Origin of the sequence: Streptomyces cyaneofuscatus, from assembly GCF_042718795.1 — a bacterium.
Lineage (GTDB): Bacteria > Actinomycetota > Actinomycetes > Streptomycetales > Streptomycetaceae > Streptomyces > Streptomyces cyaneofuscatus_A.
Map to the genome: position 1 here is coordinate 155,182 of NZ_JBHXOX010000021.1, position 11,602 is coordinate 166,783.

The window sequence follows — 11,602 nt, forward strand, 5'->3', positions numbered from 1 at the left end:
GCGCATCGGCGCGGGCGGGACACGTTCCCCCGGTCCCGCCCGCGCCCTCTCCCGCCACCACCTCCCTCACCAGTAGATGACGACCTTGTCGCCGTTCTTCACCTGGTCGAAGAGGGCCGCGACCTTCGCCTTGTCCCGGACGTTCACACAGCCGTGCGAGGCGCCGCCGTAGCCGTTGGCCGCGAAGTCGGCGGAGTAGTGCACGGCCTGGCCGCCGCTGAAGAACAGCGCGTACGGCATCGGGGTGTCGTACAGCGTCGACACATGGTCCCGGGACTTCCAGAACACCGGGAACTCGCCCTCGCGGGTGGGTGTGTACTCCGAGCCGAAGCGCACGTCCATCGCGGAGACGACCCGGCCGTCGATCATCCACGCCAGGGTCCGGCTCTTCTTGCTGATGCAGAGCACCCGGCCGGTCTGGCACCGCTCGTCCGGCTTCGCCACCGGCCGCTCGGTCGGAGGGTCCAGCTCGTCGGCCGTCGGCGTACGGGTCATGGCCAGCAGGTGCCGCCAGGTGACCGCGTCGGTGGCGCCGGTCGCCTCCGTACCCCGCTTGCGCTGGAAGGACCGGACGGCCTCGGCGGTGACCGTGCCGTAGTAGCCGGTGGGGGTGCGCGCGAAGTGCCCGATCTGCCGCAACCGCGCCTGGAGTTCCCGGACCTGGGCGCCCTCGGAGCCGGTGCTCAGGAGGACCCGGGGCGGGGGAGTGGGAGGGGATGTGGTCGGGGCGGGTGCGGAGGTGGGTGGCGCGGTGGTCGGGGGTGGGGGCGGGGTGCTGCGGTCGGGGGTGGCCGGGGCGGGTGTGGCCTCGGGCTTGGCGTCCTCGGTGTCTTCGGCGTCCTCGGCGTCTTCGGTGGGAGTGGGAGTTGTGGTGGTGGGCGGAGGTGTCGGGGGCCGGCGCAGTGCGTCGGCGGCCGGGTCCTGCGGCCCGCACCCTGCCGCGAGGGCGGTGATCGCGAGCACCCCGGCGGCGGTCACGGTCGCGGCGCGTCGGCCGTGTCGGCCGCCGCCTCCGCCTCCGTACCGGCCCCGGCGCGCGTACGGACGGCCGCTCCCGTCTCCGTACGCGCCGCTCTCCCCGTCCCTCTTCCTGTCCAGCATTTCCGCCATCCCCGCTTCCCCCTGGCCGGCGTCGGCCCGGTGGTCGCATCCTGCGCATGACGGGGGCGGCGCGTCCAGACCCCCTCGTGAGGTCACCCCCAGGAGTGATCCCTGGCTGAACGTCCGTGGCCCGGGAAACCCGGGCGCGGGCGTCGCGGTGACCGGTCGGTGAAACGTGTCCGCACCGCACCGTACGGATGTGCGAAACTCCGTCCATGCTGGGTGTCACCGATCTTCCGACCTACCTCGCGGGCCTGCTGCTGATCGTTCTCCTGCCGGGCCCGAACTCGCTGTACGTGCTCTCCGTCGCCGCTCGGCGCGGTGTCCGCACCGGCTACAGGGCCGCCGCAGGCGTCTGGACCGGGGACACCGTCCTGATGACGCTGGCCGCCCTCGGCGCGGCCTCACTGCTCCAGACCACGCCGCTGCTCTTCGCCATCGTCAAGTACGCGGGCGCCGGCTATCTGACCTGGCTGGCGATCGGCATGCTGCGCGCGGCGGCGTCCCTGTGGCGCGAACGGCACCGGCGTACCGCCGAACTGGCGGAGGCGGCCGAGGCGCCCGCGACGACGGAGAATCCCTACCGGCGGGCGCTGGTGGTCAGTCTGATCAACCCGAAGGCGATCCTGTTCCTGATCTCGTTCTTCGTGCAGTTCGTCGACCCCGGCTATGCCTACCCGGCGCTGTCGTTCCTGCTGCTGGGCACGCTGCTCCAGCTCGCCAGCTTCCTCTACCTCTCCACGCTGATCTTCGGCGGCACCCGTCTGGCCGCCGCCTTCCGCCGCCGTAAGCGGCTCTCGGCGGGGGCGACCTCGGCGGCGGGCGTGCTGTTCCTCGGGTTCGCGGCGAAGCTCTCGCTCAGCAGCGTGTAGGCGTACGGAGGCCTCGGCCGGCCCCCTCACTCGTGCCAGGCCGTGCCCCCGACGTTGTGGATCATCCGCTGGAGGACCTTCAGCGCGGCGACGAACTCCTCGTCGCTGACGCCCTCGTGGATCTCCTCGCGGGCCCGGACGACGCGCGCGTACGTCTGCTCGCGCAGCGCCCGGCCCTCGGGGGTGAGCCGCAGCCGCGCTCCGTCGTCCTGGGTGACCAGCCCCCGCCCGAGGAGTTCGTCGACGGCCGCCTCGATGCCGTCCGCCCCGGTGTTGAGGTAGCCGCCGAGGAAGGCGGCCAGCTCGGCGCGGTCGCGGCCGTCCTCCTCCGCGCCGATGAGCTGGTTGATCACCCACCAGGGCGGCTGGGTCAGTCCGTGCTCGGCCAGCGCCGCCCGGATGTGGGTCACCGTCGCCTCGTGTGCGGCCCAGCTCCAGTAACCGATCGGCTGGCGGGCGAGGCCCGCGTCATCGTGTGAGTAGTCCATGTCTGCGACGGTAGGACCTCAGGTTTGGTTGAGGTCAAGGCGAGTTCACCCGGCCTGTCGCGCCCGTCGTGCCCGTGCGCCGCCGCGCCCGTCGGTCCGGTCATTCCGCGGACGGGCAGAGTTCACCCGGTGTCGCGCCGGGCTTCACCCAACCATTCGGGTCCCTCATTACGTTGTTCGGGACCATGATCGAAGGTGAGGGCCCGCGTGCCGAAACTGTCCGTTGTCGTTCCGTTCCACAATGTCGGGGCCTATGCCGGGACCACGTTGAGCAGTCTGGCCCGCAACGCCGACCAGGACATGGAATTCCTGCTGGTCGACGACGCCTCCACCGACGGGACGACGGACGTGGTCGGCCACTGGGCCGAGCGACTGCCCGGGGCCCGGGTGATCACGCACCGTACGAACGTGGGGATCGCCGCCGCCCGTAACAGCGGCATCGACGCGGCCCGGGGCGACTTCATCACCTTCCTCGACGGGGACGACTGGTACGCCCCCGGCCACCTCGGCCGGCTGCTGCGGGCCGCCCAGGAGCTCGACTGCGACTTCGCGCGCACGGACCACGTCCAGTCCACCGGGACCAACCGCGTCGTACGGCGGGCCCCCGCCCCGCTCCGTGACACCGTGCTCGACCCCCGGGAGGGGATCGGGGTGCCCGAGCGGGAGACGATGGTCGACTACCCGTTCGTCTGGGCGGGGATCTACCACCGGCGGCTCTTCGAGGACGGCGCCCAGCGCTTCGCCACCGAACTGCGCACCGCCGAGGACCGGTTGTGGATCTGGCAGCTCCATCTGCGCGCCCGTACCTACGCGGCGCTCGGGCTGTACGGCGTCTTCTACCGGCGCGGGGTCGCCACCTCCCTCACCCAGATCAAGGACGACCGGCAGCTCGACTTCTTCCCCGCCTACGACGCGCTGCTCGAACTGCTGCGGGAGGACCGGGACGCCGAGCGCCTGCTGCCCAAGGCCGTCCGCACCTACTGCGCGATGATCGCCTTCCACAACGAGAAGGCGGACGCGTACGAACCCGCCACCGCCCGGCGGCTGCGCGGCGAGTCCGCGGCGGCGCTGCACCGGATGCCGCAAGAGGTCCTCGACCGCACCCTGACGATGATCGACGACAAGCGCGGGGCGCTCCTCGGCCGCCTGCGTACCAAGCAGAAGGCCGCCTGACCCATGCGCACGCCCACACCCACGCCCGCACCCGTGCCCACGCCCACGTCCGTTCGCACCCAGATCTTCCAGGTCTCCACCCTGTACGGTGCGGCCACCCTCGCCGCCGCGATCGACGCCGGACAGTTCGGCGCGGCCCGGGGGACCCGCCGTATCCTCCTGGTCTCCAACAACTCGGCCGTGCCCGAGACGGCGCTGCGGATCGAGGAGATGCCGGGGTACGCCTCCATAGCGGCCCGCTTCGACTCCGTCGTCGACTGGAACGCGGCCATCAGTCCCCACCACCCCAGCGGCTGGGGCCCCCGCGCCGAGGAGACCGTGCTGTGGCAGCGCGCCTTCCGCCTGGCCTGGGGCATCGGCCCCGAGGACCGGGTCGAGCTGGCCGTGGAGTCCATCCAGGTCAACCCGGCCCTGGCCCTCGCGGCGATCTTCTCCGAGAGTGCCCTGCACGTGTACGCGGACGGGCTCATGAGCTACGGCCCGACCCGGAACAAGCTGCCCGGCTCGGTCGGCTGCCGGATCCGCCGGGTCCTCCATCTCGACCTGGTCACCGGTCTGAAGCCGCTGCTGCTCACGGAGTTCGGGGTCGCGGCGGAGCTGGTCCCGGACGACGCCTTCCGCCGGGTCCTCACCGAGATCTCCGACGCGGCCGGCGGAGACCCTCAGCTCGCCGCCGCGGCGGCCGAAGCGCCTACGGCGGTGCTGCTGGGCCAGTACCTCGCCACGCTGAACATCCTCACGGCCGACGAGGAGGAGGACCTGCACGTCCGGATGCTGCGCGGCGCGGTCCGCGCCGGCCACACCTCCGTACTCTTCAAACCGCACCCCACCGCACCGGCCCGCTACTCGCGGGCGCTGGAGGCTGCGGCCGAGGAGACCGGGGTCCGGCTGACCGTGCTGGACAGCCCGCTGCTCGCCGAGACCCTGTACGAGCGGTGCGCGCCCGGTCTGGTCGTCGGCTGCTTCTCCACCGCGATGTTCACCGCCGCCGCGTACTACGGCATCCCCATCGCGAAGGTCGGCACCCGGCTCGTCCTGGACCGCATCACCCCGTACGAGAACAGCAACCGCATCCCGCTGACGATCGTCGACCACCTGGTGCCCGACCTGGAACAGTCCGACGGGAGCGAGATCACCGCCGAGGTCCGGGTCGCGCCCGCCACGCTCGGCCCGCTGGTCCGCACCGTCGGCTACTGCATGCAGTCCCGCCGCCACCCCGCCCTGCGGTCCGAGGCCGAGGCCTGGCTGCGGGACCGGCTCGACGCCACCACCCAGCACTACTTCAAGCGCCGCCGCCTCCAGTCGCTCACCCTCCCCGGCGGCGGCCCCCGCACCACCGCCGTCCGGCTGCGCCGGACCGTCCGCCGCACCCGCAGCACCCTGGGCTTCTGAGCCGGTCCGCCAGGGCCTGTCGTTTGGATCATGCCGACCGGTTCCGCCGGGACCGGTCCGTACCGAGACCCCGAGGATCATGTCCACCACAGCCACCCCGCACCCCGTGCCCGCCGTACCGAGCCCGCCGTCCCCGGCCGCCCGGGACGCCGGTGGCACGCCGCGCGAACACCGCTTCGACATCGACCTGATCCGGCTCACCTGCTCGGTCGGCGTGATCGTCTCGCACACGGGCGCCGCCTTCATGGACGCCGCCGGACGGAAGGCCTCCGGCGGGGCGGGGGTCTACTGGACCGGTCTGATCGCGGACTCCCTCGGCCGGTTCGCCGTACCGACGTTCTTCGCCATAGCGGGCTGGGCCGTCCTGGTCGGCGCCCCGCCCAAGGACGCCGCCCGGCTGCGGCAGCGGCTGGTCCGGATCCTGGTGCCCCTCGCTGTGTGGACGGCGCTCTATCTGGTGTGGGGCCGGTGGCGCGGTACCAACGACGGGCCGATCGGGGATCTGGCCCTGGAGTCGCTGTTCGGCTCGGTCCGGCCCGCCTACCACCTCTGGTACCTGTACGCCTATGTGCCGGTGATCATGCTGCTGGCGCTGGTCCCCATGGTGAAGGCCGGCAAGCGGCCGTGGGGGCTCGCGGCGGCGCTCGTGGTGATCGCCGCCGCGCCCACGCTGGCCGGCGACCTCGCCCGGCTCACCGAGTGGGACGTCCCGCGCTTCGGCTGGAACTTCGGCGCGTACCAGGTGATATACGCGGTGCTCGGCGCGCTGCTGCTGGCGGCGCCCGCCTCCGTGTTCGGCCGCCGCCGGCTGCCGTGGCTGCTGCTCGCCGGGGCGAGCCTGGTCGTGGTGACCGTCTATCAGCACAAGGTCCACTACGTCATCCCGAACGCCAGCGTCGTGATCGCGGTGTTCACCGGCGCCTTCGTGATCGCGCTGCACCGGGTGCGCATCCCCGAACGGATCCGGCCCGCCGTGACCCGGCTCGTCAACGCGACGTTCGGCGCCTACATGGTCCACATCCTCTTCGAGGACCTGCTGACCGACGCGTTCGTCCGGCCCGAGCTGGGCTGGCCGGCCGCCGCCGCGCTCTTCGTGGCGGTGTCGGGCGCGATCATCGCCCTGTCGTTCGCCGCCACCCTGCTGTGGCGGCGGATGGGGCTGGCGCGGCTGCTCGGCTGAGGCCGGCCGGGGCGGTCACCCGGCGCCCGGTCCCTTCGCGGCGCCCGTCCCCTTCGCGGTGCCCGGGCGCCTGCGCAGCCTGCGTAGCCGGGTCGCCCGCCGGTCGTCCATGGTGTCGAGGGCCTCGTCCAGCACCTGCTGGGGCAGCCGCGCCAGGGCCGCCGCGCTCGACGTCTTCAACTCGCGGGCCAGGGACGGCTCCAGCGTGTCCAGGGCGCCCAGATGGTGTGCGATGACCGCACAGTAGGTGCGTACGGCCTTGGGCAGCAGGGCCTCCGCGTCCCGGTCCGCCGCCGTCTGAGCCACCAGCAGGTCGTACGCGCGGAGGAAGTCGAGCCGGCGCCGGTCACCGATGCGGGTGAGGGAGGTGGCGACCCCGCGCCGGTAGAAGTAGCTCAGCGTGTCCAGTACGGCGAAGGACCCGGCCTCGCGGTGCAGCCGCCAGATCCACGGCCGGTCCTCCGCGGTGTGCAGCCCCTCGGGGAAGTGCAGCAGCCCTCGGTCCAGGAGGCGGCGGTGGTAGAGCCCGGCCCAGGCGTAGGCGTAGTCCACCGAGGTGGTGCGGGTGGCGGGCAGGATCGCGGCCCGGGGATCGCCGACCGTTCCGCAGGGGCCGTGCGGCACCCGCCGTACGCCGCGGGACCTGCCCTCCACCCGGACATGGGCGGTGCGGACGAAGTCGCAGCCCAGCGCCTCGGTCCTGGCCAGCAGCTCAGCGAAGTGGCCGGGGGCGAGCCAGTCGTCGCCGTCCAGGAAGGCGACGTACTCACCGCGCGCGGCGTTCAGGCCGGTGTTGCGCGCGGCCGCGATACCGCGGTTGACCTCGTGCCGGTGCAGGGTCGCCCCGGGGATCTCGTCCCGGGCGCGCAGGAGCAGTTCGCCGGTCCCGTCGGTCGAGCGGTCGTCGACGAGGATGAACTCGAAGTCCTCGCGGAGGTTTCTCCGCAGGCTCGTGAGGGTGTCCGGCGCATAGGCCCGCACATTGAAGAACGGCACGATGACGGAGAGCTTGACCACCCGCCCGACGTTACGGCGGGGCGCGGCACGGATCCTGTCCCCGGCGAGGAATGCGGGTGAACGGCGGCCGTCCGGGCGGTGAAGTGCCCCCGGGGGCGACGGAGGCGTACGAGAGGGCCGAAACGCCAGGGAGGTGCGCCGTTTCCCGCTCGGACAGGGGGAGTTCACCGTTCGGCCGTCCAGGTTTCCTACGGTGACACGTAACCGACAGATCCGCGCGGAAAGCTTCATCTCTGATCACCCGGGATGACTCCCGACACCGCGCGACACCTAAGCCCCCTTCCCCCCACGGGCACCAGACGCTTGGAGCGCCATGACGAAAGCCCGCACCCGCTGGCCACGGCAACGTGACGCGGAGGTCCTGACAGCCTCCGGAGGGACGGTGGCCGCCGACCGGGTGAACGCCATGGACCTGGAGACCTGCCTGAGTGCCTGTGCCGCGCACAGCACCAAGCTCGTCGCGAGCCTGGACCGGCGGCGCGTCGCCCTGGCCGAGGCTCTCCGCAACCTCCTCGCCACCCATGCCGCGACCGTCCCGGCGACCTCGGGCAGCAGCCCGCTGCCGCTGCTGCGCCGCCCGGCCAAGGTGTCGTCCGGCTCCTCGCTGCTCCTCGGCGACGCACTCATGGACCCGCTGCTCGCCGTCGGCGACAAGGCCCTGGACTGCGGTTACGAGGACGAGACGAAGCTCGCCCTGATGGTCGCCGACACCGTGCTCACCCAGCGCAAGCGCTCCCGGGCCGGCTGGCGGCTGCGCGCCCGCGTGCTGGAGGCGATGGGCGCCGAGAGCGCGGCGGTCGCCGCGTACGAGCGCCACCTCGAACTCACCGAGGAGGACGGTTTCGGCGTGGCCTCCAAGGTGGCCGGCCTCCGCGAGGGCGCCCGGCTCCAGGCGGAGCTCGTGCGGCGGCTGGCCGCCGGCTGCCCCGAGGCGCGGGAGTTCGCCGACCGGTCCGTCACCGACGCCTGGGCCCAGGGCCTGGAGCTGCACGCCCGGGGCGCCTGGGACGAGGCCCGGCCGCTGCTGATCGGCACGCTGCTCGGCCGGATCGCGGCCGACGCCCCGGTGCGCGAGATCCAGCAGACGCTCACGCACTACCTCGGCCTCCTGCGCGAGGAGGCCGGGGTCGCGGGCGGCGGGAGCGCGCCCACAGCCGGCCGGGGCGCATCCGCGCGCGCCGCGGACCCCGCCGAGCTCGACGAGCTCACCGCCCTCACCACGCTCTACGCGGAGCAGCGCCGGGTCCGGATGCGCGGACCGGTCGAGGACCCCACCTTCGGCGGTGTCCGGTGGCTCACCCTCGGCGAGTTCCGCAACCGGATCGCGGGCAGGTCCATCTGTCTGATCGCCAACTCCAAGCGGGTGGGCAACAGTTCGCTCGGCGCGGAGATCGACGACTACGACCTGGTCGTCCGCTTCAACTCGTACCGGATCGACCCGGCGGCGACCGGCCGGCGCACCGACATCCACGCCACCATCCACAAGCACGGTTTCAACTGGGACCAGCACGTGGACACCCGGCTGATCTTCGGCGGCATCTCGGGCGACTGGAAGTACAGCCTGCGCAACCGGCTGGTCCCGGGCGCGCAGACCTACCTGGGGGACGAGTCCCTGCGCTGGCCGGTGCGCGACATCGGACGCGTGAGCCGGGAGGCGTGGCCCTCGATCCCCACCAGCGGCTTCAACATGCTCTGGCTGCTGGACTTCCTGGACGTGAGCCCGCGACTCGACCTGATCGGCTTCGACTTCTACGAGAGCGGCGCCTACCGGCTGCCCGCCGCGATGCGGCTGCCGATCACCTCCGTGCACGAGTACACCAGCGAGAAGGCGTGGGTCATGGAACGGGCCCAGAGCGTCACCGACACGAGGATCTGCCTGCGATGACGATGCCCACCGCCTCCACCGCGGCCCCCGTGGCACCCGCGAACGCGCTGACCGGGAAGCGCCGCATCGCCTTCGCCAGCTTCGTGGACGAGAACTACCTGCCCGGCTTCCTCACCCTGCTGCGCAGTCTCGCCCTGTCCAACCCGAACGTCTGCGAGGACTTCCTCGTCCTGCACGACGGGCTGCGCCCCGACTCCGTCGCGCGGATCCGCGCCCTGCACCCGCGCGTCGCCTTCCGGCAGGTGGACGCCGGCCACTACGACACGTACGCCAAGGGCGACCAGGACAACTACCTGGTGCGCAAGGCCTACTTCATCCTCGATGTGTTCCGGGTCCGCGACTACGACACCGTGATCACCCTGGACACCGACATGGTCGTCCTCGGCGACCTGGGGGAGCTGCTGCGGCTGCGCGAGGGCCTGGCCGCCGTCCCGCAGTTCTTCTACGGACAGCACAAGCTGAACAGCGGGCTGCTGGTCATCCAGCGCGAGTATCTGACCGACGCCTTCTGCGCCGAACTGGACGAGGTCGGCCGGGCGGGCCGTTACGAGCTGGACAAGCACGACCAGGGCATCCTGAACGCCGTGCTGGACGGCGACTTCGTCCAGTTGGACGCCCGCTTCAACTTCGTGAAGCGGCGCCTGTCGGGCGACCTCCCGGTCCCCGACGGCACGGCGATCCTGCACTTCACCGGGCGGCACAAGCCCTGGCAGGGCGGTGAGTCGGGGTACGGCGAGGCCGAGGCCCGCTGGCACGCCCACAACCTGTCCGAGGCCGCGTTCCACTCCGCCTACCTCGCGGCCGGCGGCGCCAAGCACCACGACCTGCTGGTCCACTACGGCACCGCGCACGTCCGGCGCACCGCCGACGTGGACAGCGCCCGCAAGGTGGCCGCCGCCCACATCCAGGCGGGGGAGTACCAGGAGGCCGTCGACCTGCTCGCCCCGCTGCGCATCCCGGTCGACGAGTCCTGGCCGAACGAGGTGCTCGGCCACGCCCTGATGAGCGTCTCCCGGTACGAGGAGGCCCGCACCCAGCTCCACCTGGCCGCCTCCGTCCCCAACCGGGCCGCGCCCGCCTACGGGCGGCTCGCCCAGATCGCCTGGATCCACGGCGACGACGAGGAGGCCGCGCGCCTCGCGCTCCAGGGGCTCGGCGTCGACCCGACGCACCGGGCGAACCGGCTGATGCACCTGCGTACCACCGGCACCACCCCGCCCACCGAGGGCCCCGCCTCCGGCCAGCTCGCCCACGTCGCCTTCTACATGGAGCACCAGGGCAACGCGGGCGACAAGCTGCTGCCCGAGACCGTACGGCTGGCCTTCGGCCAGGACACCGGACCCGACCGCTGGCACGCGATCCACGCCCACCGGCTCTTCGACGAGGCGGCCCTGGAGCGGGTCAACGCCCGGCGGGGTCTGGTCATCGGCGGCGGCGGACTCTTCATCCCCGACACCGCGCCGAACGGCAACAGCGGGTGGCAGTGGAACGTCACCGACGAGCTGCTGGGGCGGATCGACGTCCCCGTCGTGGTGTACGCGGTCGGCTTCAACGCCTTCGACGGCCAGGCGTACGGACACGGCCGCAAGCGGTTCCTGTCCAGCCTGCGCACACTGGTGGAGACCTCCGCCTTCTTCGGGCTGCGCAACCACGGCTCGATCGAGAAGGTCCGGGACCTGCTGCCGCCGGAGCTCCACCACAAGGTCCGCTACCAGCCCTGCCCCACCACGGTCACCCGGCAGCTCGCCGACGGCTGGCGCGACCCGGCCGAGCGCGAGAACACCATCCTGGTCAACGCCGCCTACGACCGGGCGGGACTGCGCTTCGGCCACGACTACGGGCACTTCCTCGGCGAGATGGCCACCGCGATCACCGCGCTCGGCGAGCAGGCCGAGGTGAAGTGCGTGGCGCACGCGCTGGAGGACGAGCGGATCGCGTTCGACCTGCGGCGCGAGCACGGCATCTCGCTGCCGGTCATCCCGATGTACGACTTCGACAACGACGCGATACGCGACGTCTACGCCCGCACGAAGCTGGTCATCGGGATGCGCGGCCACGCGGGCATGATCCCGTTCGGCTGCGGTACGCCGATCATCAGCCTGATCTCGCACCCCAAGATGGCCTACTTCCTGGCCGACATCGACCGGCCCGAGTGGGGCATCTCCGTCCACGACCGCCACCTCGGCGCCCGCCTCACCGAACGGGCGACCGCGCTGCTGGCCGACCACGCGGCCTCCGTCGCCGATGTGCACGGCCGTCAGCAGGAGCTGTGGAAGGTCACCGAGGCCAACGCCGCCGACCTCCGGGTGATCCTGGCCGGCAGGTAGGGGGCACGGCACGACGGCGGTGGGGCGGGTCCGCTTCCGGGCCCGGCACGACGGCGGTGGGGGGGGGGGGGGGGGCGGGGCCCCCCCCCCCCCCCGGGCGGGGGGGGGGCGGGGCCGCCGCCCCCCCCCCCCCCCCCCCCCCCGGGCCCGGCCCCCCGGCCCCCCCC

General features: G+C 72.6%; 9 protein-coding genes. 6 read left to right on the forward strand and 3 right to left on the reverse strand.

Annotated features, from left to right (window positions below; genetic code table 11):
- Positions 1–66 precede the first annotated feature (66 nt).
- Complete coding sequence (locus ACFWRT_RS24205) at positions 67–1,101, reverse strand: L,D-transpeptidase family protein (RefSeq protein WP_463288376.1); 1,035 nt, start codon at positions 1,099–1,101, stop codon at positions 67–69.
- A gap of 215 nt (positions 1,102–1,316) precedes the next feature.
- Between ACFWRT_RS24205 and leuE the strand changes: the two genes are divergently transcribed.
- Positions 1,317–1,973 carry a leucine efflux protein LeuE gene (gene leuE / locus ACFWRT_RS24210; protein ID WP_380950210.1) on the forward strand — a complete coding sequence of 219 codons (657 nt, stop codon included), beginning with the start codon at positions 1,317–1,319 and terminating at the stop codon, positions 1,971–1,973.
- 26 nt (positions 1,974–1,999) lie between these two features.
- Here the strand turns inward: leuE and ACFWRT_RS24215 are convergent, their stop codons facing one another.
- Positions 2,000–2,461: a MarR family winged helix-turn-helix transcriptional regulator gene (locus ACFWRT_RS24215; RefSeq protein ID WP_380950211.1), complete on the reverse strand. Its 462-nt coding sequence runs from the start codon at positions 2,459–2,461 to the stop codon at positions 2,000–2,002.
- A 207-nt stretch (positions 2,462–2,668) separates the two neighbouring features.
- Here ACFWRT_RS24215 and ACFWRT_RS24220 point away from each other — a divergent pair, with 207 nt between their 5' ends.
- From ACFWRT_RS24220 to ACFWRT_RS24230, 3 genes are all read left to right on the forward strand, one after another.
- Positions 2,669–3,634, forward strand: a complete 966-nt coding sequence (locus tag ACFWRT_RS24220; protein WP_380950212.1) for a glycosyltransferase family 2 protein — start codon at positions 2,669–2,671, stop codon at positions 3,632–3,634.
- Between the two features lie 3 nt (positions 3,635–3,637).
- Positions 3,638–5,026: a polysialyltransferase family glycosyltransferase gene (locus ACFWRT_RS24225; RefSeq protein ID WP_380950213.1), complete on the forward strand. Its 1,389-nt coding sequence runs from the start codon at positions 3,638–3,640 to the stop codon at positions 5,024–5,026.
- A 79-nt stretch (positions 5,027–5,105) separates the two neighbouring features.
- Positions 5,106–6,206 (forward strand): acyltransferase, encoded by a 1,101-nt coding sequence (locus ACFWRT_RS24230; RefSeq protein ID WP_380950214.1) that lies wholly within the window; start codon positions 5,106–5,108, stop codon positions 6,204–6,206.
- A 15-nt stretch (positions 6,207–6,221) separates the two neighbouring features.
- Here the strand turns inward: ACFWRT_RS24230 and ACFWRT_RS24235 are convergent, their stop codons facing one another.
- On the reverse strand, positions 6,222–7,223 hold the full coding sequence (locus ACFWRT_RS24235; RefSeq protein WP_380950215.1) for a glycosyltransferase family 2 protein: 1,002 nt from the start codon (positions 7,221–7,223) through the stop codon (positions 6,222–6,224).
- Between the two features lie 313 nt (positions 7,224–7,536).
- Here ACFWRT_RS24235 and ACFWRT_RS24240 point away from each other — a divergent pair, with 313 nt between their 5' ends.
- Together ACFWRT_RS24240 and ACFWRT_RS24245 are read left to right on the forward strand one after the other, a co-directional pair.
- Positions 7,537–9,108, forward strand: a complete 1,572-nt coding sequence (locus ACFWRT_RS24240) for a hypothetical protein (RefSeq protein ID WP_380950216.1) — start codon at positions 7,537–7,539, stop codon at positions 9,106–9,108.
- Positions 9,105–11,435, forward strand: coding sequence for a glycosyltransferase (locus ACFWRT_RS24245; protein ID WP_380950217.1), 2,331 nt, complete (start codon positions 9,105–9,107; stop codon positions 11,433–11,435). The genes ACFWRT_RS24240 and ACFWRT_RS24245 overlap by 4 nt, the downstream gene beginning before the upstream one ends.
- The last annotated feature ends 167 nt before the right edge of the window (positions 11,436–11,602 follow it).